The 26,340-nt window shown below is 62.2% G+C and carries 27 protein-coding genes; 14 read left to right on the plus strand and 13 right to left on the minus strand.

Annotated elements, in window-relative coordinates:
- Nucleotides 1-95: 95 nt before the first annotated feature.
- Nucleotides 96-1,049: a PstS family phosphate ABC transporter substrate-binding protein gene (locus KZO25_RS01195; protein WP_066451280.1), complete on the minus strand. Its 954-nt coding sequence runs from the start codon at nucleotides 1,047-1,049 to the stop codon at nucleotides 96-98.
- 310 nt (nucleotides 1,050-1,359) lie between these two features.
- Between KZO25_RS01195 and KZO25_RS01200 the strand changes: the two genes are divergently transcribed.
- The gene (locus tag KZO25_RS01200; RefSeq protein ID WP_223135579.1) at nucleotides 1,360-1,911 is read left to right on the plus strand and encodes a hypothetical protein; all 552 of its coding nucleotides are present in this window, start codon (nucleotides 1,360-1,362) and stop codon (nucleotides 1,909-1,911) included.
- A 37-nt stretch (nucleotides 1,912-1,948) separates the two neighbouring features.
- Here KZO25_RS01200 and KZO25_RS01205 read toward each other — a convergent pair whose 3' ends face one another.
- Nucleotides 1,949-2,524, minus strand: coding sequence for an NADPH-dependent FMN reductase (locus KZO25_RS01205; RefSeq protein WP_223135580.1), 576 nt, complete (start codon nucleotides 2,522-2,524; stop codon nucleotides 1,949-1,951).
- 169 nt (nucleotides 2,525-2,693) lie between these two features.
- Here KZO25_RS01205 and KZO25_RS01210 point away from each other — a divergent pair, with 169 nt between their 5' ends.
- From KZO25_RS01210 to KZO25_RS01220, 3 genes are all read left to right on the plus strand, one after another.
- Nucleotides 2,694-3,131 (plus strand): nucleoside deaminase, encoded by a 438-nt coding sequence (locus KZO25_RS01210; RefSeq protein ID WP_223135581.1) that lies wholly within the window; start codon nucleotides 2,694-2,696, stop codon nucleotides 3,129-3,131.
- 149 nt (nucleotides 3,132-3,280) lie between these two features.
- Nucleotides 3,281-4,489 carry a Na/Pi symporter gene (locus KZO25_RS01215; protein WP_262488781.1) on the plus strand — a complete coding sequence of 403 codons (1,209 nt, stop codon included), beginning with the start codon at nucleotides 3,281-3,283 and terminating at the stop codon, nucleotides 4,487-4,489.
- Nucleotides 4,490-4,515: 26 nt separating this feature from the next.
- Nucleotides 4,516-5,196 (plus strand): phosphate signaling complex PhoU family protein, encoded by a 681-nt coding sequence (locus KZO25_RS01220; RefSeq protein WP_066451298.1) that lies wholly within the window; start codon nucleotides 4,516-4,518, stop codon nucleotides 5,194-5,196.
- A 15-nt stretch (nucleotides 5,197-5,211) separates the two neighbouring features.
- On the opposite strand, the gene KZO25_RS01225 is transcribed toward KZO25_RS01220, so the two are convergent.
- The 3 genes from KZO25_RS01225 to KZO25_RS01235 form a co-directional block, all read right to left on the minus strand.
- A complete protein-coding gene (locus KZO25_RS01225) occupies nucleotides 5,212-6,120 on the minus strand; it encodes a complex I NDUFA9 subunit family protein (RefSeq protein ID WP_262488782.1) in 909 nt (302 codons plus the stop codon).
- Between the two features lie 27 nt (nucleotides 6,121-6,147).
- Complete coding sequence (locus KZO25_RS01230; RefSeq protein WP_083517746.1) at nucleotides 6,148-6,621, minus strand: Lrp/AsnC family transcriptional regulator; 474 nt, start codon at nucleotides 6,619-6,621, stop codon at nucleotides 6,148-6,150.
- A 403-nt stretch (nucleotides 6,622-7,024) separates the two neighbouring features.
- Entirely contained in the window at nucleotides 7,025-8,065 is a 1,041-nt protein-coding gene (locus KZO25_RS01235) for a TAXI family TRAP transporter solute-binding subunit (RefSeq protein ID WP_223135583.1), read from the minus strand.
- 323 nt (nucleotides 8,066-8,388) lie between these two features.
- Between KZO25_RS01235 and KZO25_RS01240 the strand changes: the two genes are divergently transcribed.
- The 7 genes from KZO25_RS01240 (at nucleotide 8,389) to KZO25_RS01270 (ending at nucleotide 15,247) form a co-directional block, all read left to right on the plus strand.
- Nucleotides 8,389-8,853 (plus strand): SUF system Fe-S cluster assembly regulator, encoded by a 465-nt coding sequence (locus KZO25_RS01240; RefSeq protein WP_066451309.1) that lies wholly within the window; start codon nucleotides 8,389-8,391, stop codon nucleotides 8,851-8,853.
- A gap of 71 nt (nucleotides 8,854-8,924) precedes the next feature.
- Entirely contained in the window at nucleotides 8,925-10,367 is a 1,443-nt protein-coding gene (sufB, locus tag KZO25_RS01245; protein ID WP_043512194.1) for a Fe-S cluster assembly protein SufB, read from the plus strand.
- A gap of 97 nt (nucleotides 10,368-10,464) precedes the next feature.
- Nucleotides 10,465-11,217, plus strand: a complete 753-nt coding sequence (sufC, locus tag KZO25_RS01250; protein WP_066452397.1) for a Fe-S cluster assembly ATPase SufC — start codon at nucleotides 10,465-10,467, stop codon at nucleotides 11,215-11,217.
- Nucleotides 11,214-12,572, plus strand: coding sequence for a Fe-S cluster assembly protein SufD (gene sufD, locus KZO25_RS01255; protein WP_066451310.1), 1,359 nt, complete (start codon nucleotides 11,214-11,216; stop codon nucleotides 12,570-12,572). Before sufC ends, sufD begins: the two co-directional genes overlap by 4 nt.
- Nucleotides 12,573-12,587: 15 nt before the next feature.
- Nucleotides 12,588-13,847: an aminotransferase class V-fold PLP-dependent enzyme gene (locus KZO25_RS01260; RefSeq protein ID WP_066451312.1), complete on the plus strand. Its 1,260-nt coding sequence runs from the start codon at nucleotides 12,588-12,590 to the stop codon at nucleotides 13,845-13,847.
- A gap of 2 nt (nucleotides 13,848-13,849) precedes the next feature.
- Nucleotides 13,850-14,422: a putative Fe-S cluster assembly protein SufT gene (gene sufT / locus KZO25_RS01265; protein ID WP_066451314.1), complete on the plus strand. Its 573-nt coding sequence runs from the start codon at nucleotides 13,850-13,852 to the stop codon at nucleotides 14,420-14,422.
- An 84-nt stretch (nucleotides 14,423-14,506) separates the two neighbouring features.
- Nucleotides 14,507-15,247 carry a vancomycin high temperature exclusion protein gene (locus KZO25_RS01270; protein ID WP_066451317.1) on the plus strand — a complete coding sequence of 247 codons (741 nt, stop codon included), beginning with the start codon at nucleotides 14,507-14,509 and terminating at the stop codon, nucleotides 15,245-15,247.
- 16 nt (nucleotides 15,248-15,263) lie between these two features.
- On the opposite strand, the gene KZO25_RS01275 is transcribed toward KZO25_RS01270, so the two are convergent.
- From KZO25_RS01275 to KZO25_RS01290, 4 genes are all read right to left on the minus strand, one after another.
- Nucleotides 15,264-15,707: a hypothetical protein gene (locus KZO25_RS01275; RefSeq protein WP_066451320.1), complete on the minus strand. Its 444-nt coding sequence runs from the start codon at nucleotides 15,705-15,707 to the stop codon at nucleotides 15,264-15,266.
- A gap of 82 nt (nucleotides 15,708-15,789) precedes the next feature.
- Nucleotides 15,790-16,698 carry a 30S ribosomal protein S6--L-glutamate ligase gene (gene rimK / locus KZO25_RS01280; protein ID WP_066451324.1) on the minus strand — a complete coding sequence of 303 codons (909 nt, stop codon included), beginning with the start codon at nucleotides 16,696-16,698 and terminating at the stop codon, nucleotides 15,790-15,792.
- A 32-nt stretch (nucleotides 16,699-16,730) separates the two neighbouring features.
- Nucleotides 16,731-17,168: an ATP-dependent zinc protease gene (locus KZO25_RS01285; protein ID WP_223135584.1), complete on the minus strand. Its 438-nt coding sequence runs from the start codon at nucleotides 17,166-17,168 to the stop codon at nucleotides 16,731-16,733.
- 24 nt (nucleotides 17,169-17,192) lie between these two features.
- The gene (locus KZO25_RS01290; protein WP_223135585.1) at nucleotides 17,193-18,215 is read right to left on the minus strand and encodes a DUF3549 family protein; all 1,023 of its coding nucleotides are present in this window, start codon (nucleotides 18,213-18,215) and stop codon (nucleotides 17,193-17,195) included.
- 258 nt (nucleotides 18,216-18,473) lie between these two features.
- On the opposite strand from KZO25_RS01290, the gene KZO25_RS01295 reads away from it, so the two are divergent.
- Nucleotides 18,474-18,806, plus strand: a complete 333-nt coding sequence (locus tag KZO25_RS01295) for a YqcC family protein (RefSeq protein ID WP_066452398.1) — start codon at nucleotides 18,474-18,476, stop codon at nucleotides 18,804-18,806.
- Between the two features lie 20 nt (nucleotides 18,807-18,826).
- Nucleotides 18,827-19,327, plus strand: coding sequence for a gamma-glutamylcyclotransferase family protein (locus KZO25_RS01300; RefSeq protein WP_066451335.1), 501 nt, complete (start codon nucleotides 18,827-18,829; stop codon nucleotides 19,325-19,327).
- Between the two features lie 65 nt (nucleotides 19,328-19,392).
- Here KZO25_RS01300 and KZO25_RS01305 read toward each other — a convergent pair whose 3' ends face one another.
- Both KZO25_RS01305 and KZO25_RS01310 read right to left on the minus strand, forming a co-directional pair.
- The gene (locus tag KZO25_RS01305) at nucleotides 19,393-20,022 is read right to left on the minus strand and encodes an OmpW/AlkL family protein (protein WP_066451337.1); all 630 of its coding nucleotides are present in this window, start codon (nucleotides 20,020-20,022) and stop codon (nucleotides 19,393-19,395) included.
- A gap of 222 nt (nucleotides 20,023-20,244) precedes the next feature.
- A complete protein-coding gene (locus KZO25_RS01310; protein WP_066451347.1) occupies nucleotides 20,245-20,853 on the minus strand; it encodes an OmpW/AlkL family protein in 609 nt (202 codons plus the stop codon).
- Nucleotides 20,854-21,125: 272 nt separating this feature from the next.
- On the opposite strand from KZO25_RS01310, the gene KZO25_RS01315 reads away from it, so the two are divergent.
- Nucleotides 21,126-21,422 (plus strand): hypothetical protein, encoded by a 297-nt coding sequence (locus KZO25_RS01315; RefSeq protein WP_066451349.1) that lies wholly within the window; start codon nucleotides 21,126-21,128, stop codon nucleotides 21,420-21,422.
- A gap of 124 nt (nucleotides 21,423-21,546) precedes the next feature.
- On the opposite strand, the gene putP is transcribed toward KZO25_RS01315, so the two are convergent.
- Together putP and putA are read right to left on the minus strand one after the other, a co-directional pair.
- Nucleotides 21,547-23,025 (minus strand): sodium/proline symporter PutP, encoded by a 1,479-nt coding sequence (putP, locus tag KZO25_RS01320; RefSeq protein ID WP_066451352.1) that lies wholly within the window; start codon nucleotides 23,023-23,025, stop codon nucleotides 21,547-21,549.
- Nucleotides 23,026-23,070: 45 nt separating this feature from the next.
- Complete coding sequence (putA, locus tag KZO25_RS01325) at nucleotides 23,071-26,262, minus strand: bifunctional proline dehydrogenase/L-glutamate gamma-semialdehyde dehydrogenase PutA (RefSeq protein WP_223135586.1); 3,192 nt, start codon at nucleotides 26,260-26,262, stop codon at nucleotides 23,071-23,073.
- Nucleotides 26,263-26,340 lie beyond the last annotated feature (78 nt).

Genomic DNA, 26,340 nt, shown 5'->3' on the forward strand with positions numbered 1-26,340 from the left:
AAGGGGCGTAGATGACAGATCCGTGACAGTGCTGCCCTCATGCATGCGAAAGGGGCGCCGAAGCGCCCCTTGTATGGCCCGCTCGATCACTCGGATCAGTCGAGGCCCAGCTCACCGCGCACGCGACTGGCAACCGCCTCGGGCAGCGGGATGTAGCCGTCACGGTTGGTGACTTCCTGGCCCTGACGCGACAGGATCATGCGCAGGAACTCGGCCTGCTGCGGATCCAGGTCTTCGTTGGGGTGCTTGTTGACGTAGACCATCAGGTAGCGCGCCAGCGGATAGTTCTCGTTGTCCACGGTAAAGGCTTCTTCACCTTCGTCACGTGCTACCGGCACCGCACGCACCTGGGAGGTGATGTAGCCGATGCCGGAGTAGCCGATGCCGTTGACCGACTCGCTGACGCCCTGCACCACCGAGGCGGAGCCCGGCTGCTCGTTGATCGAGGCCTTGAAGTCGCCGCCGCAAAGGGCGTTCTCGGCGAAGAAGCCGTAGGTGCCGGAAACGGCATTGCGGCTGTACAGGGTGAAGTCGCGGTTCTCCCAGGCGCCGTCCAGCCCCAGCTGACCCCAGCGGGTGATGTCCTCGTCATAGCCGCAGCGGCGGGTATCGGAGAAGATCGCATCGATCTGGGGGATGGTCAGGCTCTCTATCGGGTTGTCCTGGTTGACGTAGACCGCCAGGGCGTCGATGGCCACCGGTACCATGGTCGGCGGATAACCGAAGCGCTCCTCGAAGGACTGGATCTCGGAAGTGCGCATCTCGCGGCTCATGGGGCCGAACTGGGCGGTGCCCTCGGTCAACGCGGTCGGCGCGGTGCCGGAGCCGGCGCCCTGAATCTGGATGTTGACGTTGGGGTAGTAGCCAGCGAACTCTTCGGCCCACAGGGTCATCAGGTTGTTGAGGGTATCGGAGCCGATGCTGGTCATGTTGCCGGAGATACCGCTGACGGTCTCGTAGTCGGGCAGATCGGGATCGACATCCGCCAGGACAGGCATCGAAATGAACGAGGCGCCGATGACGGCAGCAGCCATTACCTTCAGTTTCATTTTTCTCTCTCCACTATTTCGCAGCGCTGGCATCCAGCTTGGAATCTCGATCACATTCGCGATGACCGATGGCTGCGACTATAGGGAGAGCGGATGACACTTCGGTGACAAAAGCCGGGGGTTTGATGAACCTTCTGTGACAGCCCTGTGTAACGGCAAGCGCTCGTGAGTGTCCGTGAAGTGCTGTGCGGCTTGCCGCGACCGCGATAGAATCCGGCTGGTTTAGTCCCTCTTTTACCGGCAGGGAGGGGCGGTGGCCGGCTTGTAAGTTACCGGCAATGACATGCCGAACGTAGGGAGAAGGGGCATTATGTCAATTCGCACGCTTTCCGCCGGCCTGGGCTTGCTGACCGCGCTGTTGGCCGCTGGCTGTGCCGGGCGTTCCGAGCCGCCACCGGCGGATGAGGCGGCGCTACCACAGGCGGAGGCACCGCCGCCTTCCTCCCAAGCCGAACCGCCGCCAAGCGGCACGGCAAGGGAAGATCGCTACTGGCTGCCGGCCCTGTTCGCCACCGAGGAGGATGAGGCGCATTACTACGTAAGCCGGCTGGCGGATCGGCGCTTCATCGACACCTATGGGGGCGACGAGCACCCGCGGGTCTGGTACATCGCCGCGGAGCGGCTTGGACAGATCGGTGAGCCGGCGGTGCCGCTGCTGTTCGGCCTGATCGACACTACCGATGCCTATGAGTTGATGCTGGTGCTCTACGCGCTACAGCTGGCCACCCAGGATTCCGCGCTCATGGCGGAAACCGGCGGCGACTACATCCAACTGGGTACGGTGCTGACGGAGAGCACCAACCGCGAGAACCGTGAAATAGCGCTGGCGTGGTGGCAGCGGCACGGCTGGCGCTGGGAGTAGCTGCTGCTGGCTTTGCCAGGGCTTCGCGCGGTCTCGCTCATGCCCGGTCGAACAGCTTCGTTGTTTCGGCGAGCCGCTGGCAGATGGCGTCCAATTTCTGCTGGTGGCTCTCGTCGGTCAGGGCGCCGTGGTCATCGAAGGCGTCACCCGCCTTGGCTACGGCCAGCTGGTCCGGGAGTACCGTCACCCCGACATTGCTCAGCAGCTGGCGCATGCCGCCCAGTCCACCGGGCGAGGCTGCGAGCAGCGCAGCGACCCGGCCCGCGAACAGCTTGAGGCCGCTCTCGCCTTCATGGGGACGTGAGATCCAGTCGATGGTGTTCTTCATCAATGGGGTAATGAAGCCGTTGTACTCCGGGGAGGCGATCAGCAGGCCCCGATGCTCGGCCAGCAGCTTGCGCAGGGCCAGCGCGTTTTCGGGCAGGCCATGTTCGGCCTCCAGGTCACCCTGGTAGAGCGGCATTGGATAGTCGCGCAGGTCGATGAAGGTGGCCTGGGCGCCCAGCGCGTCCAGGCGGCGGGCACCCAGGCGGGCCAGCCGCTTGTTGAAGGACGCTTCCCGGGTGCTTCCGGCGAATACCAGGATTCGAGCTGCGGTGGTCTGGTCTGACATCTTGGATCTCCCTGTGCCATTTCGTCGTTTGGATGAGCCCGGCCGGCAGGTTGCTACACTCTCCGCTTCCCGCTTCGCCGGCCGGTCATCGCGCAGAGTTGCCGCTGTTTTGCTATGGTCACGCGGCGACCGGCGTTTTCCCATCTCATGGACTTGGAGTCAGCCTTCCATGGACAAGTATATGCAAGCTGCCCTGGATGAAGCCCGCCGGGGCCTGGCGGAAGGGGGTATCCCCATCGGCTCGGTACTGGTCTACCGTGGACGCATCCTGGGGCGAGGCCATAACCGGCGGGTGCAGTCGGGCAGCACGGTGTTGCATGGCGAGATGGATGCCCTGGAGAATGCGGGGCGCCAGCCAGCCTCAGTGTATCGGGATTGCGTGCTCTATACGACGCTGTCACCCTGCCCGATGTGCAGCGGCGCCATCCTGCTCTACGGCATTCCCCGGGTGGTCGTTGGCGAGAATCGGACCTTCATGGGTGAGGAGGCGCTGCTGCGTTCTCGGGGCGTCGTTGTCGAGGTGCTGCAGTCGCAGGCCTGCATCGACATGATGTCCGCTTTCATCGAGGCATCGCCCGACCTCTGGAACGAAGACATCGGGGAATAGCGCGCCGTACCGGAAGGTGGACCCATGTCGGCGAGGCGATATGCCTGGCTGTCATGAAACTGTCACATGTCCCGGTTACCGTGCGCGGACAGTAACGTGGGTGTCACACACCCGTCATCCTGAACGTGTAACCTCTCAACGGCCTTTTCATGTCGAAACCAGATTCCTCTTCGCCCGACACGAACCGAGCGGCTCTCACCCGCGAGGATATCCGTGAGGTACCGGCCTGGCTGCGCGGCATCTATGCCGGTCTCTGCCTCTACTTTTTCCTGGCGGCACTCAACGTACTCGGCTCGGGGCTGGGAACGTTCGGCCGGGCCAGCGACTTCCTGACCCAGCTCTTCGCCTACGGCGAGAACCCCTTCATCGCTCTGCTGGCCGGCGTTCTGGTCACCATGATCGTGCAGAGCTCATCCTTCACCTCGGCGCTGATCGTGACGCTGGTCGCCAGCGGCGAGATGACGCTGGGCACGGCGGTGTTCGCCATCATGGGGGCCAATATCGGGACGGCGGTCACCGGGGTGATCGTGGCGTTGGCCAACGTGCGGATCAAGCGCAATTTCCGCCGCTCGTTCACGGCGGCATTAATGCATGACTTCTTCAATATCCTGACCGTGGCGATCGTCTTTCCCCTGGAGTTCATCAGCGGGTTCTTCCACGAAGCTGGCAGGGGGATCTTTACCCGGCTGGCCGGCTGGCTGGCCGACCTGATCGGAATGGAGGAGGTGGCTCGCCCTGACAGCCCGGTCAAGGTGATCACCGCGCCGGTGGTCGATGGTGCGAACGGTGTCGCCTCCTTGCTGACGACCACCCCGGCTGCCCAGGGGCTGGTGGTGGCCGGTCTTGGCATGCTGCTGATGTTCGCTGCGCTGATCTTCATGGTGCAGAACCTGCGAGGCGCCCTGCTACGTCACATGGATGGCCTGTTCCGCACCTACTTCTTTCGCAGCGATGTGCGTGCCTACGGTGTCGGCCTGGTCTCCACTGTACTGGTCCAGTCCAGCACCATCACCAGCAGCCTGATGGTGCCGCTGGCAGGCGCCGGGGTCGTTCGCCTGCGCCGCGTGTTGCCCTTCATGATGGGTGCCAACCTGGGCACCACGGTGACCAGCGTGCTGGCGGCCACGGCGAACCCTGTGGCTGCCGCGATGACCGTGGCCCTGTTTCATGTCATCTTCAACCTGACCGGCACCGCCGTCTGGTACCCGCTGCGCTATATCCCGCTGCGGATTGCCACCTGGTATGGCCGGCTGGCCGCCCGCCAGACCCGTTACGCCTTCGTCTTCCTGATCGGCGTATTCCTGGTGATACCGCTGCTGGGAATCGGCGCCACCGAACTGTTCACGAGCCTGCGCTGAGCGCGGCGCCTCAGGAGATTTCTACCATGTTTCGACAGCTTTACAGCGCCCTGACCTCGGAAAACACGCTCAATCTGGCCTTCGAGGATCTGACCCAGATGCTCAAGCATGGCGCCTGGATGTTCGACCGCGCCAATGAAGTGCTGCACAGTCAGGCGTCGGCCGATGAGGTGCGTCAGCCGCTCTATGACCGTGACCAGGCGATCAACGAGCTGGAGCGCTCGATTCGCCGCAAGGTGTTGCGTCACCTGACCGTCAATCCGGGGCATGATGTCGCCATTTGCCTGGCCTTGATGAGCGTGGCCAAGGATGCCGAGCGCATTGGCGACTACTGCAAGAATGTCTTCGAGGTGGGGCATTTCTACACCGAAGGCTTCCATGTGCCCAAGTACCAGGAGCCCCTCGACAACATGGCGCTCGAGATGGGTGACATGTTCGACAAGGTGATCAAGGCGACGCGGAATTCCGACGAAAAGCAGGCCCGCCAGGCGCTCACCAAGGCGGTGGAAGTGCGTCAGCGCAGTGACCGCCTGATCGAGGAGCTGTTTCGCGACGAGCACCATATCGCGTTTCACGAGGCGGTGGCCTACTCACTGCTGGCGCGGCATTACAAGCGTGTCGCAGCACATCTCGCCAACATCGCCACGGCCGTTCTGGGGCGGCTGGAAGACCTGGACTTCTATTCCGATGCCGACGACGACGGCTGAGCGGGCAGGGTAGGGTCAAACCGCATCAACCGCTAAACATAGTGGGAGGCTGTCTCGTAGCGAGCGTGGCAGTATGCCCAGGTCATCGAAGCTGCCAATGGCGTCGTTTGCGACATTGTCCTGGGTCATCAAGACCACCTGGTCGCGGGTCAGCGGTGGATTGGGCAGGGGGGAGGCCATGAGCGCCAGCAGCTGCCACAGCGGGAAGGGGATGGGAAGCAGAGGCCGTTCCCGCGACAGTTCGCGCATGACCAGTTCCACCGCTTCCCGGTAGCGAATGATATCGGGGCCGCCGAGTTCGAAGAGGCGTCGCTCGGGCGGGTCGCTGCCCAGCAGCCTGCCGATGGCGCGGGCCACGTCCACCACATGAACCGGCTGCAGGCGCGTCTCGCCATGGCCGAACAGGGGAATGACCGGCAGCCTCGTCAAGCCCGCCAGGGCCGACAGGAAGGCGTCATCGGGGCCGAACATGACGCTGGGCCGCAGGATGATTGCCTTGGGAAGCGCCGTGACAACTGCCGTTTCGCCACGGCCTCGCGCACGGACATAGGCCGAGCGCGAGGCCGGGTCGGCCCCGATGCCCGAAAGCTGTACCAGCCGCTGGATGCCTGCCTCATGGGCAAGCTGCGCCAGTTGCCCGGCGGCCTCCACGTGAATGGTCTGGAAGCGTGTGCTACGACTTTCCACATAGAGACTGACCGCATTCACCACGCTATCGGCCCCTTCCAGCGCCTTGGCGATATCGGCCTTGCTGCGAATATCGACGCTTACGAGCTCCAGCGGATCGCCGGGTTCCGCCCAGTCGGGCAGGGCGGGCCGACGGGCGGCGATGCGTACCGTCCGACCGGCGTCCGCCAGCTCACGGACCACGTGGCTGCCGAGAAAGCCGGTGCCGCCGAAGACGGTGACACAGCCGAACGACATCATTGCCTCCTTTCGAGATTGCAGCTTTCAGCCCGCTGGCAGGGGCAGCGCACCGTTCTCCTTGACAGCGCGTATGGCGAAGCTGCTGTCCACGCTGCTGACCATGGGCAGCTTCTGTAGTCGCCGTACCCAGCGTTCGTAGCCGCGCAGGTCGGCGGTGACCACCTGAAGCAGATAATCAAAGGCCCCGGAAATGGTATGACAATTAATGATTTCTGGCATCTCGCTGACCGCAGCTTCGAATTGTTCGACCAGTGAGTCTTGATGTTGGCTGAGGCGTACCTGGACGAATATGGTGAGATCGAGCCCCAGTCGTTCCTTATCCAGTTCGGCGCGGTAGCGTGTGATCAGGTTGTCCTGCTCGAGTCGTCGAATACGTCTGGCACAGGGGGAGGGCGATAGGTTGACACGCTCCGCCAGCTCCGCGGTAGTCAGGCGGGCGTCCTGCTGCAGGGCTTCCAGCAGCAGGCGGTCGATGCGGTCGAGTTTCAAGGTGCGCATGGCCATGCCTCATCAATGTAACATTCCGTTATTTCTTGGCTTGGGCGGCTAATAGTCCCTTTGATTCTGGGTAATATTGCCCATGTTCGCCAGTGGAGTTGGCCCACACCGCCGGCTACTCCTTTGTGGTCTAGAGGTCGATGGCATCGGATCGATGAAGTGGAAGTCTGTGTTCGTCAAGAAGGTATAAGCGCTAGGCTCAGTCCGAAAACTGGCTGCGCTCGGCCAGACGTGAAAAAAATCGGCTCAAAGTACTCATTTACACCCCGTAAACTCGCACGCGAGCCCTGTCCGTCTTCACGCCGATTTTGCCTTGCGACCCACAGAGAAGTGGGAAGTGCGTTGGCCCGTAGGGAACGGCCCTGGCCTTCGCTCGCCGACTTTTCGGGCAACGCCTAGGCTGCTAGTCCGTCGCAGCGTTGGTCTCCGCCTCCTCGGCTGCGTCCTTGTCTTCGCCGTTGGATGCTTCCTCGATCCAGCCACGCTCGCGGTAGTAGCGCAGGGCGCCTTCATGAAGCGGTGCCGAGAGACCATCCTTGATCATCCGTTCGGGTTCGAGAACCGCATAGGCGGGATGAAAGTCAGTGAAACGCTCAAAATTGTCGAACACGGCAGCGACCAGGGTATAGACCTGATCCGGATCGGTGGCTTCGCTGGCCACGACGGTGGCGCGGACGCCGAAGGTCTGCACTTCCGGCTGGTCGTCGTAGTAGAGTCCGGCGGGGATTTCGGCCAGGCTGTAGTAGGGTGCCTCGTCTACCAGGGACGCGACGAAATCCCCCTCGACGCCGACCACGGCGGCGTTGCAGAGATCCACGGCCTGGCGAATGCTTAGGTCCGGATGCCCCACGGTGTAGACCATGGCATCGATATTGCCATGACACAGTTCCAGCGACTGCTGATCGGCGGGCAGCTCATTGACCAGGGCGAAATTGTCCAGTGTCCAGCCCCTGGCGGCCATCAGCTGCAGCATGGTGGCCCGCTGCCCGGAACCGGGGTTGCCAATGTTGACCGCACGCTGCTCCAGGTCGTCGAAGCCTTGAATGCCGGACTCCCGGCGTACCACCAGGGTAAAGGGTTCGCTATGTACTGAAAAAAGAGCGCGAAGCGTGTCATCCGGGCCGGCGTCTGCGAAGCCTTCCCGACCCTCCACGGCGTAGTACTGCTGGTCCGACTGGGCCAGTGCGATCGGCACTTCACCACGACGGATATCGCGCAGATTGGCGACAGAACCTTCCGACGGGCGGGCATGACATGGGCCTTCAAGCAGGCGACAAAAAGCCTGGCCCGTAATGTGGTAGACGCCGGTTGAGCTGGCCGTTCCAATGACGATCTGATCTTCCGCTGCCTGGGCCGGCAGCGCCAGTATCAACCCTGCCAGCAGGCCGCCGCCAAGGCTGGCCAATCCTGCGGTCGATTTCGTCACTGTTCCACATGGTTTCATGAGGATCTCCCTGGAGGGGCTCGCGTAGACGTTTTGTATCTTTGTTGTGTGCTTGTTTGAGTCTAGCAGGCGAATGGAAATAGCCCTTGATGCGCTCGCGCATTGCTTTCGATGATGTGGTGCAGCACGCCTGCGGCGTTTCGTTTTAATGAGAATGATTGTTGTTTTTTATGCTATCGGCATCGATCTTGCCGGTATCGTGGCGCTAGCCATGGCCAAATGGCCAGAGGGGACTTCACATCGAATCCATACAGGACTAAAATGGTCCTCAATCGAATGCGAAGCTCGTACAGGGCTTGGCGGCGAATCGTTAGGAGTCAGGCATGCTCAAGCTTTCTCGGCTGACCGACTATGCCGCGGTGGTGATGGCGCAGATCGCCCGTCACCCGGAGCAGCCCCACGCAGCGGCTGAGCTGGCCGAGGCGGTGCAACTGCCTCATCCGACCGTGAGCAAGACATTGAAGATGCTGGTCCGGGCCGGGTTGCTGGAATCCCGCCGCGGCGCGCAGGGCGGCTATTCCCTGGCGCGGCCGGCGTCGCGTATCACTGCCCGCGACATCATCACTGCCATCGAGGGGCCGGTGGCGATGACCGAATGCAGCCATGTGGATGGCGACTGCGAACTGCTCGCCACCTGTGGTGTGTCCGACAACTGGCAGCGGGTCTCGCTGGCGGTACGCACCCTGCTCGACAGCGTGACACTCGCGCACCTTGCCGACTCTTCGCCAATCAAGCTGCCGGTACAGCTGCCCATACAGAGCATCAGTCTGGCCGCCGACTCGGCCTGAGACGCGCAAGCCAACATTTACCCGTGCGGGCTCGCTGCTCGCCGACCCAACCGCCCGGGAGGGGAACCATCATGGCAAGTCAGGAAATGGAACAGCTTGTCCGTCGCGAATACAAGGAAGGCTTCGTCACGGATATCGAGAGCGACACTATCCCGCCGGGGCTCGATGAAGGCACCATCGCCTTCATTTCCCAGAAGAAGGGGGAGCCGGAGTGGATGCTGGAGTGGCGCCTCAAGGCCTACCATCAATGGCTGAAGATGACGCCGCCCTCCTGGGCACACCTCGACTATCCGGCCATTGACTACCAGGCGATCTCCTACTTCAGTGCGCCGAAGCGCCCGGAAGACCGTCCGCAGAGCCTTGATGAGGTCGACCCCAAGCTGCTGGAGACCTACGAGAAGCTGGGCATTCCGCTGCACGAGCGTGCGGCGCTGGCCGGCGTGGCGGTGGATGCGGTATTCGACTCGGTGTCGGTGACTACCACCTTCAAGGAGAAGCTGGGCGAGGCGGGCGTGATCTTCTGCTCCATCTCGGAGGCGATCCGCGACTACCCGGAGCTGATCAAGCAGTACCTGGGCACGGTAGTGCCGGTGGCCGACAACTACTTCGCCGCGCTCAACTCGGCAGTCTTCACCGACGGCTCCTTCGTCTTCGTGCCGGAAGGAGTGACCTGCCCGATGGAGCTCTCCACCTATTTCCGCATCAATGCCGCCAATACCGGCCAGTTCGAGCGCACGTTGATCATCTGCGAGAGCCGCGCCCAGGTCTCCTACCTGGAAGGCTGTACCGCGCCGCAGCGTGACGAGAACCAGCTCCACGCCGCCGTGGTCGAGCTGGTGGCCCTCGAGGACGCCTACATCAAGTACTCCACGGTGCAGAACTGGTACCCGGGCGACGAGGACGGCAAGGGTGGCATCTACAACTTCGTGACCAAGCGCGGCGACTGCCGCGGCGACCGTTCGCGCATCAGCTGGACCCAGGTCGAGACCGGCTCCGCCATCACCTGGAAGTATCCCTCCTGCGTGCTGCGTGGAAAGGACAGCATCGGCGAGTTCTACTCGGTGGCAGTGACCAATGGCCGGCAGCAGGCCGACACCGGCACCAAGATGATCCATATCGGCGAGGGGACCCGCTCCTACATCGTCTCCAAGGGCATCTCCGCCGGCCGCAGCAACCAGTCCTACCGTGGGCTGGTCAAGATCGGCCCCAGGGCCAAGGGTGCGCGCAACTTCACCCAGTGCGACTCGCTGCTGATCGGCGACCAGTGCGGGGCGCACACCTTCCCCTACCAGGAGATCGGCAACAGCAGCGCGACCGTCGAGCACGAGGCGACCACCTCTAAGATCGGCGAGGACCAGCTGTTCTACTGCCAGAGCCGGGGCATCTCCGAGGAGGATGCGGTGAGCATGATCGTCAACGGCTTCTGCAAGGACGTCTTCCAGGAGCTGCCGATGGAATTCGCGGTGGAGGCCGAGGCGCTGCTGAACGTGACCCTCGAAGGCGCCGTGGGCTAGGCGCTATTGCGCTCGCTCATGATGCGCTTCAAGGGCGATGGAAAGACACTTTTATCGGGTCGCCGCGGCGGCTCGCCAGAATCGAAAAGGTATCAAGATGCTCGAAGTCAAGGATCTGCACGTCACGGTGGAAGGGAAGGAAATCCTCAAGGGCCTCAGCCTGACCGTCAATGCCGGTGAGGTTCACGCCATCATGGGCCCCAACGGGGCCGGCAAGTCGACCCTGTCGGCAGTGATAGCCGGCAAGGATGGCTATGAGGTGACCAGTGGTACCATCACCTTCGAAGGCCAGGACGTGCTCGAGATGGAGATCGAGGAGCGGGCCCTGGCCGGCATGCTGCTCGGCTTCCAGTACCCGGTGGAGATCCCCGGCGTCAAGAACATCTATCTGCTCAAGGCGGCGCTCAATGCCCAGCGGGCGGCAAACGGGCTGGGCGACATGCCGGCACCGGAGTTCATGAAGCTGATCAAGGAGAAGATCGCCGAGATGAAGATGGACGCCAGCTTCCTGCAGCGTGCCGTCAACGAGGGCTTCTCCGGCGGGGAGAAGAAGCGTAACGAGATCCTGCAGATGCTGGTCTTGCAGCCCAAGCTGGCCATGCTCGACGAGATCGACTCCGGCCTCGATATCGATGCCATGCGGATCGTCGCCGATGGGGTCAACAGCCTTCGCGCCGCCGACCGCGGTATCCTGCTGGTGACCCACTACCAGCGCCTGCTCGACTACATCATTCCCGATCATGTCCATGTGCTGGTCGATGGCCGCATCGCCAAGAGCGGCGGCAAGGAACTGGCCCATGAGCTCGAGTCGCGTGGCTATGACTGGGTGGTGGAGGAGTCCGCTGCATGAGCGATGTTCAGACCTTTCTCGATCGCCTGGCCGAGCGCACCGAAGCCCGGCGCCAGGTACATGGGCCGGAGCCGACCTGGATCGCCGCTCGGCGCCAGGCGGGTGCCGCGCGCTTCGAGGCGATGGGCTTTCCCCATCGTCGTGTCGAGGCGTGGAAGTATACCGATGTGCGTGCCATCGCCCGGGGCGACTTTGCCCTGACCGACAGTGCCGATTTCTCGCCTGCCTCGGCGGCAGCGCTGACGCTGCCCATCTCGGCGCACCGGCTCACCTTCGTCGATGGCGTATTCTCCGCGGCACTCTCCGATCTTGGCGAGCTGCCGGCCGGGGTCGCTGTGCTGCCGCTGTCCCGGGCGCTGGCCGAGAATCACGAAGCCGTGGGCGGTCCCCTGGGGCGCTTGACCGGGGTGGAGTTCTCGCCTTTCTCGGCCCTCAATACCGCCTTCATGGAGGAGGGCGCCGTGGTGCGCCTGGCCCCGGGCAGCGTGGTGGAAAAGCCGATCCTTCTGCAGTTTCTGTCCCGCGCCAATGCGCAGCCGGTAATGAGCCATCCGCGGGTCTTGGTCGAGGCCGGAGCCCGAAGCCAGGCCACGGTAATCGAGCATCACGTCGGTGAGAGCGAGGCGGCCAACTTCACCAATCTGGTGGCCGAGCTGATGCTCGACCGCGGGGCGATCCTGACTCACTACAAGCTTCAGGAGGCGCCGCTTTCCGATCTCCACGTGGCCAGCATCCACGTCGAACAGAACCGCGACAGCCGCTACACCTCGTTCAACCTGAACCTGGGCGGTGGGCTGGTGCGCAACGACCTGATCAGCGAACTCAACGGCGAAGGGGCCGAGGCCAACTTCTACGGGCTGTTCTACGGTCAGGGTCGCCAGCACATCGACAATCACACCCTGGCCAACCACAATGCCCCGCGCACCTTCTCCAACGAGAACTACAAGGGGATTCTGGACGATCGTGCCCGCGGTGTGTTCAACGGCAAGGTGGTGGTCAAGCGCGACAGCCAGAAGATCGAGGGTTTCCAGAGCAACGCCAATCTGCTGCTCTCCGATCGGGCTGAGATCGATACCAAGCCCGAGCTCGAGATCTACGCCGACGACGTCAAGTGTTCACACGGTTCCACCACCGGCCAGCTCGACGAAGAGGCCGTGTTTGCTCTGCGTACCCGTGGCATTGACGAGCAGACGGCCCGGGGCTTGCTGACCCTCGCCTTCGCCGGCGAAGTGATGGATCTGGTGGAGTTGGCGGCCGTTGCCGAGCGAGTCGAACTGGCGGTAGCCGGCAAGCTTCCGGAGCGCTTCAACCTTTCCGGTCTGGTGGAAGCCGCCATATCGCTGCATGACGACTGAGTCGAGGAGTCAATGATGAACCACCTGGCCACCGATCGCGTGCTCGAGACCCCGTCCCTGGATGTGGCCGGGATCCGTGCGCAATTTCCGATTCTCGAGCGACAGGTGCATGGCAAGCCGCTGATCTACTTCGACAACGCCGCCACCAGCCAGACGCCCTTGTGCGTCATCGATACCTTCCGCGACTACTACAGCCGCTACAACGCCAATATCCACCGCGGGCTGCATACCCTGGCCGACGAGGCCACGGCGGCCTACGAGGGCACCCGCGAAACGGTGCGGGCCTTTCTCAATGCGGCCGATCGGCGCGAGATCATCTTCACCCGCGGAACCACCGAAGCGATCAACCTGGTGGCCAACAGCTGGGGCCGGGCCAACTTCAAGCCGGGTGACGAGGTGCTGGTGTCGCTGCTCGAGCATCACTCCAACATCGTGCCCTGGCAGCTTCTGGCCAGCCAGCTAGGGATCGTTGTCAAGGTTATCCCGGTGGACGAGCGTGGCGTGCTTGATATCGACGCCTACCGGGCGCTATTTTCCGAGCGTACCCGGCTGGTGGCGGTCAACCACGTTTCCAATGCCTTCGGCACCATCAACCCGGTGCGTGAAATGGCAACCATCGCCCATGAACATGGCGCCAGGATTCTCATCGACGGTGCCCAGGCGACGCCGCATCAGACGGTGGACGTGCGCGAGATCGATGCCGACTTCTACGCCTTTTCGGGCCACAAGGTCTACGGCCCCACCGGTGCAGGCGTACTCTACGGCAAGGCTGAGCTACTGGAGGCGATGCCACCCTGGCAGGGCGGCGGCGAGATGATCAAGAGCGTCTCCTTCGATGTGCCGACTACCTTCGCCGAGATTCCCCACAAGTTCGAGGCGGGTACCCCGGCCATTGCCGAAGTCATCGCGCTTGGCGTGGCCCTCGACTGGGTCAGCGACGTGGGGCTAGCCCGTATCGGTGCCTGGGAGGCAGAGCTGCTGGCACGCGCCACGGCGGGGGTTTCGCGTATCGATGGGCTGCGCCTGCTCGGCACCGCCCCCGACAAGGCCGGCGTGCTCTCCTTCGTCGTCGATGGTGCCCACTCCCAGGATATTGCGCTGCTGATCGATCAATTGGGCGTGGCAATCCGCACCGGTAACCACTGTGCCCAGCCGCTGCTGGCACGCTTCGGTGTCGATGCCACCTGCCGGGCCTCCTTTGCGGTGTACAACACCCTGGAAGAGGTTGACGCCTTCGTGGCTGCCCTGGAGCGGGTCATCGGGATGGTGCGCTGAGCATGAGCGATATCGAACAGATTGCAAGGTTGGAGCGGGGGCAGACGCTGCCCTTGCAGCGTGACGTGGCGGCGATTTCCATTCCCTTCGGCAAGACCATCACCCTGCCCGAGGACAGCGTCGTCAGCGTAATGCAAGCCAAGGGCAGCTCAGTCAGCGTCGGCTATGAGGGCCGCCTCTACCTGATCGAAGGGGCCAACCTCGATGCGCTGGGGCTGGAGGCACTGCCGCGACCCACACTGCATGAGGATGCCACGGAAGAAGAGATCGAACAGTTCGTCTGGGATCAATTGCGCACCTGCTTCGACCCGGAGATCCCGGTCAATATTGTCGATCTGGGGCTGGTCTACGGCTGTCGCATCGAGCGCTTGATCACCGGCGAGAGGCTCGTCACCATTCGCATGACCCTCACCGCACCGGGCTGCGGCATGGGTGACGTCATCGCTGCCGATGCACGCAACAAGATCCTCGGCGCACCGCAGATAAGCAAGGTACATACCGAAATCGTCTTCGATCCACCCTGGAGCCGTGAGATGATGAGTGACGAGGCGAAGCTCGAGCTGGGCATGTTCTAGCCACCGCGCGACTCAAAGTTGCGGTACTCATGCGCTTAAATTGTTCGATACTTCTGCTTCCCCATTTTCGTCCCGGGGATATCGATGGTTGCGCTGTTGTGGAAGGTCTTCAAGATACTGCTGATGGCGCTGGGGGCTGCGTTGCTCCTGGCGTCGCTGCTGTTCCTGGGAGCCAACGCCTGGGTGCTGGCTCAGACCCAGGCCCGTATACAGCACTCCCTGCCACTCTGCGGGCCCGAGCAGGTCGGCATCGTCTTCGGCACGTCGCACTGGACCCGTAGCGGCGTGCGCAATCCCCACTTCGATGCGCGCATCAATGCCGCTTCCCGCCTGATACGGCTGGGCAGGGTAGAGCATCTTCTGTTATCCGGTGACAACCGGACCCGCTACTACAATGAGCCCGTTACCATGTGGCGCGATCTACGTGGGCAGCACGTGCGTCATGAGGACATGACGCTCGACTATGCGGGCTTCAGCACCTTCGACACCCTGGCTCGGGCGCGGGATGTTTTCGGCGTCGAACAGGCCCTGCTGGTAACCCAGTCCTGGCATCTTCCCCGGGCGCTGTTCATTGCCGATGCGCTGGGCGTTGAAGCGGTTGGCTGTGCAGCCCCGGAACGACCGGTGGCCGGATTGTGGCGGCTGCAGGTCAGGGAGTGGCTGGCCAGGGCGTCGACCGTGGGGGATCTCTATCTTTGGGGCCGGGAACCCTATTTTCTGGGTCCCGTCGAGCCATTGGAGATCGCACCGCAGATATGGAATGCCATCATGATTGACGGGACACTCAACGGGGTCGGGTCTGACGGTGACGAGCCGGGGGAGTAGCGCAGGCGACTTGCCGTTAGCGTTGGCGCTGCTTCTGGAGTCGGTAGAGCTCGCGGATCAGGGCGCGGCATTGCTGCCAACACTCTTCGACGATGGGTTCGAGGGGATCGGGAAGGGGGTGGGTGAAGAGGGTGGAAAGCGCCTGCATCAGCACGCGCTCCTGTTCCAGCAGTTCGCCGATCACGACCTGACTCTCGTTACCGACGAAGCTTTTCAGCCGGCTCCATAGCCACATGTAGTCGTCGCGCTCGACATCCGCATCTCGAGGCAACATCTTCAGATGATGCCGTGCAAGCTCCTGGAGTTGGCGCATTGCCTTGACCCTGGCCTCGTAATGCGGCTTCAGGGTTTCGCGCAGCGACGGGCGCAGGCGCTCCAGGTTGTCCTGAAAATAATCGATGCTGTCGGCCAGCGCTTCCAGAACGCTGTCCATCGCCACTTGGCGATTGTCGAGAAACATGAGCGGTCACCTCCTCCGGTGACGCAGATTGTGGGGGTCTCGCCGTCCTTTTGCCACCCCCACCGGTTAATTAATTGTCTATTCAACCCTTTGGCTTGGCCGGGGTCTTGCGGGGCGTGCTGGCATGCTTTTCCAGATGCTCGATGATCAGGCCTGCGATGTCCTTGCCGGTTGCGGTTTCAATGCCCTGCAATCCGGGCGAGGAATTGACCTCCATGATCACAGGCCCATGGTTGGCACGCAACAGATCGACACCGGCAACTCTCAACCCCATTGCCTTGGCGGCACGGATGGCCGTGGAGCGCTCCTCGGGGGTGATCCGAATCACGCTGGCGCTGCCCCCGCGATGGAGGTTGGAACGAAACTCACCCTCGGCGGCCTGACGCTTCATGGAGGCCACCACCTTGTCGCCGATCACGAAGCAGCGAATGTCGGCGCCTTTCGCCTCCTTGATATACTCCTGCACCATGATGTTGGCCTTCATCCCCATGAAGGCCTGGATCACCGACTCGGCGGCCTGATTGGTCTCGGCGAGTACCACGCCGATGCCCTGGGTTCCTTCGAGCAACTTGATCACCAGCGGGGCGCCCTTGACCATGGTGATCAGGTCGGGGATGTCATCGGGCGAGTGGGCAAAGCCGGTGATCGGCAGCCCCAGGCCCTTGCGCGAGAGCAGTTGGAGCGAGCGGAGCTTGTCCCGTGAGCGGGTGATGCCAACCGAGTCGTTGACTACATAGGTGCCCATCATCTCGAATTGGCGCAGCACGGCGCAGCCGTAGAAGGTCACCGACGCACCGATACGCGGAATCACGGCATCGAAATGTTCGAGTTCCTGCCCCTTGAGGTGGATCGAGGGGTGGTGTGCAGCGATGCTCATGTAGCAGCGCAGGGTATCGACGACCCGGATGCTGTGGCCACGTTGTTCGGCGGCCTCCACCAGGCGACGTGTGGAGTAGAGATTACGATTGCGTGACAATATTGCGATATGCATCGAAGACTCCGAAGTCGAGTTGGCGGGTAGGGTCAAGGTTCGCCGTGCAGAAAAGTGACACCGGGCGCTACCAGCAGGCGGCGTAGGGCGCGGCGGCCCAGCAGCATTGGGTGGCGCATATTACGGCGATCGGTCAGGGTCAATTCCACCATCATCTCGAGCTTGCCGAGTTGCAGGGGGGTGCGTATCACATAGCGCCACTCCTTGTGACCATTGGAACTGGTCACGCGGCGGCGGTCATGCAGGTGTGTGCGAAAGTGATGGGGCGGCGTCTCCTGGCCCCCGCTGCGAGTGATAAAGCTGACCCACAGATGACCCTCTTCCTCGTCGATCTCGATATCCTCGGCATGCAGGGCTGACGTGCGAGCGCCGGTGTCGATCTTGGCGCAAACCGTCATGCCCATCTCCGGTAGCGTTACCATCTCACGCCGACCGATCACGGCCTTGGGGGTATAAGGGAGTTCCTTCATCGTTTCACTTCCTGGTTTCCATGCTCAGTGGCCAAGTCCCGCCAGTCGCCGGCCGATCGCCGAGTCGGGCGCGGCTTCGCGCAATGCCATCAGCACTGGCAGCCGCAGGCGTGGTATTACTGCGAGATCCCGAGCCACGGCGGCAAAATCGGCCTGGGGAGTCTCTGCCAATCGGGTCAGAAAGCGTGGCAGGCGCTCGGCATGCTCCAGATGTCGCCAGCCGCGGCCGGCCATGGCCGCGAGCAGGTCCGGGCCACAGGCGTTGGAGTCCTCCAGCAGGGTATCGAACCACTCCCCGGCCATGGCGGCACCGCTTATCGCGCGAACACAGGCACAGAATGCTTCGATCTTGCCATCGGCAGCGGCGCTCTCCCCCCGATCTTGTATTGCCAATGCCAAGGTGTCGGGAATATCGACATGTTCCAGACAGTAGCATAGCGATGTGAACACCTCGTTGGGCAGCGCGGATAGTTGCCCGGCGAGCTCCCGACTCGCCTCTTCATCCAGGCGTACTGCAAAGTCGGCGAGCCCCTGCAGGCCCAAGGCTCGCCAGTCCAGAACCTGTTGACCGCTGAGATACGCTTCTACAGGCTCCAGGTGAGGGCTCGCGGGCTTGCCCATATCATGGCTGGCTCTGGCATGCAGCATGGCCTGGAAGTGCAGCGAAGGTGTGAAGGCCAGCGGATTATCTTTCATCCGGTTTTCGATCGACTCATCTGGCTCGCTGCGGCCTACCTGCTGCACGCTACGTCCCAGGGTCTCAAGCAACCGCTGAAGGAAAGCGTCACGAGAGGCCGGGACAAGTTGCCCCTGCTCGTCCAGTGGCAAGGCGAGGAACCAGATCAAAGGGTCGCTTACGTCGCCCAGGCGAAACACCAGACTTATCCTGGCTTGGCTCTGCCATGGGTAGGGCCACGGGAGTTCGCCGGCTTCGAATTCTGCCAGGGTCTCCAGGCTACAGGACTCGGCCCGTCGCCCAAGATGATAGGCTCGCACTTCGGCGCCGGTGCGCACGAAAAAGTCGTGAAGCGTATGGATCGGCTGCATGTCGGCTCCCTTCTTGAAGCATGCACTCTACCTTGCCCCCCGGGGGCTTGTCAGCCATTGGCAGCGGGCAGGCAGGAGAGAGGTTGATCAAAAATTGACCACATGTGCCCTGCTCCCTGGCCATCAGGGGCGAGAGCAGCTTTCCATAGTTTATCCACAGGCTCTTGCAGGATATCTGTGCATAGTGCGGCGCAGACGGGGTGGCCAGGCCGGAACAGGAGCGAGATAATGGAACCTAACGCAAGCGAGGTAACCGACATGACCGTTCATGAGGAGCTGGATGTTGCTCTGCGCCGGCTGGAGGCCACCATGAAGGCCACCAACATGTGGCGGCTGGAGCGACCCGAGGCCGAGGCCTTCGACAGTCAGCAGCCGTTCTGCATCGACACCATGGCGTTGCCCCAGTGGCTGCGTTTTGTCTTTATTGCGCGGCTGGATGCCCTGGTGGAGGCGGGTGGCCCGATGCCGGCGAAATGTGACGTGGCCCCGGCGGTGGAGGCCTACCTGACTCAGCAGGGGACCCGAGCTCCCGACCGGCTGCTGCTCTGCAAGGCGGTGGAAGAGATCGATCAACTGGTGACGGACAACTGACGCAGGATAGCGAGACGCTAATGCCTTACTATTTTGCCTATGGCAGCAATATGAATATGGCCCGGGTCGCAGCGCGCATCGGGGCTACTCGACGGTCATTGCCCGGTGTGCTTCATCAGTACGACCTGCGCTTCGACAAGGCGTCGCGGGTGGCCGGCATCGCCCATGCCAATGTTGTCCCTTCGATCGGTGGGCGGGTCGAGGGAGCGCTGTTCGAGCTCACAGAGCCCGAGCAGATCGAGCTGATGGATCCCTACGAAGGTTATCCACATGAGTATGAGCGCCATCGGCTACCAGTCGTCACCGAGGAGGGCGCCATTCCGTCGTGGGTCTATATCGCTGCGCCCGGCACCACCTCTCCTTCACTCAAGCCGGCCCGTGAGTACCTGGCGCATCTGCTCGCTGGCGAGGCCTTTCTCAGCGTCAAGTACTACCGGCAGCTGTCCCGCGTGGAGGTCGTTTCCGGCCTTGACGATGCTACGCTTCACCTTCTGGGGCTGTCGCGTCACAGCCCGCGTTAAACGGCTGGGCAGAACGGCGTGAGGCTCGCCTCTCAGGCGGGCCTCACGCATTTGTCATGCCTGACTCAGAAGCGATAGCTGATGCCGGCCATGAACACCCAAGGGTCGATACTTACCTTGCCGATGTCAGTGCCATCGAGGCTGGCGTCGGTATCGATATCGATATACCAGGCGGCGGCGTTTAGAGCCCAGCTATCGTCGAGACGCACGTCGAGCCCAAGCTGGCCGGCCAGCCCCCAGGAGCTGCTCAGGTCAAGAGCGGCATCGCCCTCGATCTCTTCGCTGAAGAAGTTGGTGTAATTGAGGCCAACGCCGGCGTAGGGCTGGACCTGCGAACCGGTACCGCCCAGCGGGTAGTACTGTACGGTCAGGGTCGGCGGGAGATGCTTGGTGGAGGCAATATCGGCACCATCGAGGTGGATATCATGCTTGAAGGGCAGGGCCGCAAGCAGTTCCACGCCAAAATTGTCGTGAAACAGGTAGCCCAGGGTGAAACCGAGGTTGGTGTCGCTACGCACATCCACATCGATGGTGCCATTCGCCAGGCTGCCGTTGTTGCTCTTGGGGTCGACATGGGCAACGCCCACGCGGGTGATGAAATCGCCTTCGCTGTAGGCGAGCGCCTGGCTGCTGGCAAAGAAGGCAGTGGCGGCCAGGCCGGCGGTCAGCAGGGTGGGAAGTGCGTGCTTGCGCATGGGTCGACTCCTGTCGTTGCAAAGAGGCAGCCTCGGGCTGCCATGAACGAAGCCAGTCTACTCAGTGGCTGGGAGTGGATTATTGACCCATGACAATAGTTGACCCCGACAACTAAAAGGTATTTAAAATACTCCTTATATGCACGGCCTTGATACGCGCGCGCATGATGCAAAACGCCGGGCACATGGCCCGGCGTTGTATTGCTATCGGTTTGCTCAGCGTTAGAAGCGGAAGGTTACGCCGCCGCCGATGGTCACCGGGTCCACCTTGGCCGTGCCGATACGCTCGCCTTCGCTGGAGAGGCGGGAGTCGACGTCGGCATAGTTGGCGAAGCCGTTGAGCATGACGTTGTCGGTGACCGCCAGGTCCACACCTACTTGGCCCACAGCGCCGTAGGAGCGGCGAGCGTTGATCCCCTCGGGCTCGCCGGAGAAACGAGTGTAGTTGAGGCCGGCACCGGCATAGGGCTGCACGCGGGAATCAAGCCCGCCCAGCGGATAGTAGTTCACCAGCAGGTTGACCGGCATGCGATCGATGGTCCCGGCATCGGCTCCGTCGGCGCTGAGGCTGTGCTCGATCTTCTCGGAGCTATTGAGCTCGATGCCGATCTGGTCGTGGAACAGGTAGCCTGCGCCAAAGGTGAAGCCGGTTTCTCCGCTGCTGATGCCCAGGTCGGCATCACCGATGTTGCCACTGTCGGAGCGGGTATCGGACTTGGCGAAGCCACCGCGGACGAAGGTGTCGCCGGCGCTGTACGCCAGGGCCGCCTGGCTGACGAAGGCGCAACTGGCGGCAATCACGGCCACGGGAATCAAGCGAGTCGTTTTCATCAGTGCGTTCTCCTGGTCGACGCTGGCCGGAAGAGGCCGGCTATTGAACTGTGTCAAGTATAGAAACACTGTTTCTAAAAGTCTTGTTTAATTTTGTTATTAGCGCGATAGGCCGGATGCATAGTGACATTCTCCTAAATTAAGCGCCTCTTTTCCTTCTGGGATGGAACGCTCAAGGCAATAGTGTGTATAAGTATTGCTGTGGCGCAATATTGGCGTGAAGGAGCGTGAGGGGCTAAGCCTTGTCTATAGTCGATCGGAAGGAGAGGGTGATGAAGAGTTTGGCGAAAGAGCGGCCTGTCTGGTTGGCGATGGGAGCCATGCTGCTTGCCGCAGTTCTTGCTCTCTGGCTGTTGCTGCATCCTGAACTGATCAGCGGCCTGCCCATGCCCCTGCGTCTCCCGGTCATTGGCCTGGGAGTCTGGGCGCTTGGCGCTGCCTTCATGCAGCCCATGGGGCTGGAGCTGAGGCGCCACTGGCAGAGGCGTGCCACTACGCCGCCCTGGAGCCTGGTGGCCTTGGGTGTTTTCACGATGATCGTGTTGGTGCGTGCCCTGTGGTTGGCATGATGTGGTTGGAATGAAAAAGCCAGCATGAAATGGCTGGCATGATTTTCTGGCGTAGTAACGAACAGGCCGCCCAAGGGCGGCCTGTTGCGGTCATTGACGGGTGTGCTTCCACCGATACAGGCCGTCAGGCCTCTTCGAAGGTATCGAAATCGGCGGTGACCCGCAGATTGGGTTCTTCGGTGGCCAGGCTTGCCACCACGATGGCGATATAAGCCAGGATCACGCCCGGCACGATCTCATACACATCGAAGATGCCGCCGGAAATTTCCGCCCACACCACTACGGTCACACCGCCAACCACGATGCCGGCTAGCGCGCCCCACTTGTTCATACGGCGCCAGTAGAGCGACATGATCAGGGCCGGGCCGAACGCAGCGCCGAAGCCGGCCCAGGCATAGGCGACCAGGTCTAGAACAGTGGCATCGGGATTGAGCGCCAGCAGATAGGCGAGTACCGCGATTCCAATGACGGCAAAGCGACCGACCCAGACGAGTTCTGTCTGGCTGGCATCCTTGCGAAAGATTGCCTTGTAGAAGTCGTCGGTCAGTGCCGAGGAAGAGACCAGCAGCTGGGAGTCGGCGGTGGACATGATGGCGGCCAGGATGGCGGCCAGCAGGATACCGGCGATCACCGGGTGGAAGATGATGTTGACCATTACCATGAAGACGGTTTCGCCGTCTGCCAGGTCGCGTTGCACGAACCCCACCCCGAGAAGGCCCACGGCGATGGAGCTGACCAGGGCGATGGCAGTCCAGGAAACGGCGATGCGACGGGCCGCTGGGATGTCGCGATCGCTGCGAATCGCGGCAAAGCGAGCCAGGATATGGGGTTGGCCGAAGTAGCCCAGGCCCCAGGCCAGCGAGCTGATGATGCCAATGGTGGTTAGCGCCTCGCCGGTGGAAGCGTCACGGAACCAGGAAAGCATGTACTCGCTCTCAGCCGCCAGTGCGGCGCCTGCGCCGCTGGCACCGCCCAGGTCGCTGAAGGCGATAACCGGCACGATGGCAAGTGCTGCTGCCATCATCAGGCCTTGGATCAGGTCAGTCCAGGAAACCGCCAGGAAGCCGCCGAAGAAGGTGTAGGAAATGACCGCAATGGTGCCGATGGTTACGGCAACGGTGTAGTCGTAGCCAAAGACCGTCTCGAACAGCCGGCCACCTGCCACCAGCCCGGAGCTGGTATAAAACAGGAAGAACATGAGGATGAAAATGGCAGAGATCACCCTCAAGAGCTGCGTCTTGTCCTGGAAGCGGTTTGCGAAATACTCCGGTAGGGTCAGGGCATCGCTGACCTTGAAGCTGTAGAGGCGCAGCCGGCGCGCCACGACCAGCCAGTTTAGCCAGGTGCCGATCAGCAGGCCCACGGCGATCCAGCTGGCCGAGATGCCGCTGACGTAGGCGGCACCCGGCAGGCCAAGCAGCAACCAGCCCGACATGTCGGAGGCGCCGGCGGAGATGGCCGAGGTCCAAGGACCCAGTGAACGTCCGCCGAGGATATAGTCGGAGAGGTTCGTGGTTCGTTGATAGGCGACGATGCCGACGCCGAGCATCAGCAGCAGGTACGCCAGGAAGGTGAAGCCGATGGCCATATTGTTGTCAACCATTTGAAGGTTCCTTCAGTGTTGTTGTCGTGGAGACGAGTGGGCGATTCACTCGTCTCCAAGCGCGAGCAATGACGCATTGCCGCCCAGCGCGGCGGTATTGACGGTCACGGTCTTTTCCGTGGCGAAGCGCAGCAGGTAGTGTGGCCCGCCCGCCTTGGGGCCGGTGCCGGAAAGCCCCTGACCACCGAAGGGCTGTACCCCTACGACGGCGCCGATGATATTGCGGTTGATGTACACATTGCCAACGCGAATTTTCTCTGCAATGGCATTAGCAAAGGATTCATTGCGGCTGTGGACGCCAAATGTCAGGCCATATCCCCGTTTGTTGATGGAGTCAATGACCCGATCGATTTCATTGGCCTTGTAGCGCACGATATGCAGTACCGGGCCGAACTGTTCCCGGTCCAGGGCGTCGATGCTGTCAATGCGGAAGGCCACCGGCGGCACGAAGGTGCCAAGTGCGGTGAACGCCGGGTCAAGCCGAGTCTCTGCCAGCAGCCGGCCCTCGCCCTTGAGCCGATCGATGTGAGCCATTAGCCCCTTGCGGGCATCTTCGTCGATAACGGGCCCGACATCGGTGCCGAGGTCCCGGGGATCGCCGACATGGAGCTCGTCCATGGCGCCCTTGAGTATCTCGATCACCCGGTCGGCCACGTCGTCTTGCAAGTAGAGTACGCGCAGAGCGGAGCAGCGTTGGCCGGCACTCTGGAACGCTGACTGAATCACGTCGCTCACGACCTGCTCGGGCAGGGCGGTGGAGTCGACAATGAGGGCGTTCATGCCCCCGGTCTCGGCGATCAGGGTGGGCAGCGGTGCATTTTCTCGGGCCGCCAGGGCACGGTTTATGATCTGAGCGGTATCGGTGCCGCCGGTGAAGACAACGCCGGTGATTCGTGTGTCGGCACTCAGGACGCTACCCACGGTGGGGCCGTCGCCGGGCAGCAGCTGCACCACGTCACGGGGCATGCCGGCCTGGTACAGCAGCTCTATCACACGATGGGCCACGATGGAGGTCTGCTCGGCAGGCTTGGCCAGTACGGTGTTGCCCGACACCGCGGCGGCAACGACCTGGCCGCAGAAGATTGCCACCGGAAAATTCCAGGGGCTGATCGCGGCGAAGACGCCCTTGCCGCTGAGCATCAGCTCGTTGGATTCGCCGGTGGGTCCTGGCAGCACGGTTGGCGCTTCGAACAGCTCTTCCGCTCGCATGGCATAGTAGTGGCAGAAGTCGACGGCTTCTCGTATCTCGTCGACGCCGTCGGTGAGCAGTTTGCCACCTTCGCGGGAGCAGAGCGTCATCAGCTCGGCCAGGTTCTCCTCCATGAGGTCGCCCAGGCGACGGATGATCGCGGCCCGCTCGGTGACCGGCGTAGCGTCCCAGCGTGGAAAGGCGGCCCAGGCGGCATCCACCGCTCGTGATGCCTGTTCCTTGTTGGTCCACTGAACGCTACCGACTTGGCGGTTGCGGTCATAGGGACTATTCACTACTTGGGTATTGGCAGCATCCCTGGGTACTTCGAAGGCAAGTAGCGGTACCGCCTCGTAGGTCTTGTCCATGAAACCGGCCATGGCGTCCATCAGGGGCTGATAATGGCTGCGCACGTTAAGGTTGACCCCTTTTGAGTTGCGGCGTTTTTCGCCGAAGATGTCCTTGGGAAGCGGAATGCGAGGATTGGCATAGCTGGCGTACTGACGCAGGCTTTCCACCGGGTGTACGCAAAGTGACTCCACCGGAACCTTGGGGTCGACCAGTTGATGTACGAAGGAGGAGTTGGCGCCGTTCTCGAGCAGTCGACGCACCAGATAGGGGAGAAGGTCCTTATGGGCCCCAACCGGGGCATAGATTCGGCAGTAGGTGCCTTCGGGTGCGCGCTTCAGGGCGGCATCGTAGAGTGCCTCGCCCATGCCATGCAGGCGCTGGAACTCGAACGAGCGCCCAGCCTCGTTCGAGAGTTCGAGAATGGTGCTGATGGTGTGGGCGTTATGGGTGGCAAACTGGGGAAAGATTCGTCCGCGGGTCTGGTTCGAGAGCAGGAAGCGTGCACAGACCAGGTAGGCCACATCGGTGCTTGCCTTGCGGGTGAAGACCGGATAGCCCTCGACGCCGAGCTGCTGTGACTCCTTGATCTCGCTGTCCCAGTAGGCGCCCTTGACCAGGCGCAGCGGAATCTCGTCTCCCTGACCCTCGGCCAGGCGATTAAGGTAGTGCAATACCGGCAGGGCGCGCTTGGAATAGGCCTGCACCACCAGGCCAAAATGTCCCCAGCCCTTGCATGTGTCGCTTTCGTAGATGGCGCGGAAGACCTCCAGCGAGATTTCCAGGCGATCCACTTCTTCGGCATCAATGGTCAGGGCCACGTCCCGTTCCCGGGCCATGGCAGCAAGTGCCCGCACGGTGTCCACCAGTTCGACCAACACCTGATCGCGCCGGCCGAATTCGTAGCGTGGGTGAAGTGCCGAAAGCTTGATGGACACCGAGGGAGAGGGAGTGCCGGCGGGCAGCGACTGACAGGTCTTGCCGACTCGCTCGATGGCACGGGCGTAGTCGGCGTAGTAGCGCTTGGCATCGGCCCGGGTGCGTGCCGCTTCGCCGAGCATGTCGTAGGAGTAGGTGTAGCCCTTGTTGAACAGCGGCTTGGAGCGCTTCAGGGCTTCGTCGATGTCACGGCCGAGAACGAACTGCTTGCCCATGATCTTCATGGCTTCAACCATGGCGCGTCGGATGACCGGCTCGCCCATGCGATTGACCAACTTGTTGATGAAGCTCGATGGTTTGCCTTCGCGTGGCTTGTCTAGAGAGACCACGCGGCCTGTCATCAACAGACCCCAGGTTGAGGCGTTGACCAGCCAGGACTCACTCTGTCCCATATGCGCCTGCCAGTCGGCGGGGCCCAGCTTGTCTTCGATCAGGGCATCGGCGGTAGCCTTGTCGGGAATGCGCAGCATGGCCTCAGCCAGGCACATCAGCATCAGGCCCTCGTGGGTATCGAGACTGTACTGCTGCAGCAGCTCATCGATAGTATCCACGGCGGTGTCCATCTCGCGCACCTCGCGCACGAGGTCGGCGGTCTTGCCAGCAATGCGCCGGAAGTCATCAGTATCGGCACTCAGCACGCGGACGAGTTCGTGTACAAAAGCATCTTCATCGACCGCATAGTGCTCACTGATCCGAGTGAACAAGGCGTCGAGTTCCTGCTGCCAGGTGGCAGAATCCAGCATGTTATTGGCATTGAGCATCAGAGGTCCCCCGGGTGTCGTCCGCCATCAAACGGCAAATCCACGGCTTCACCAGGCGATCTTGCCTGGTACCGATAG

Source organism: Halomonas sp. ANAO-440, assembly GCF_019915905.1.
GTDB classification, from domain to species: domain Bacteria; phylum Pseudomonadota; class Gammaproteobacteria; order Pseudomonadales; family Halomonadaceae; genus Halomonas; species Halomonas chromatireducens.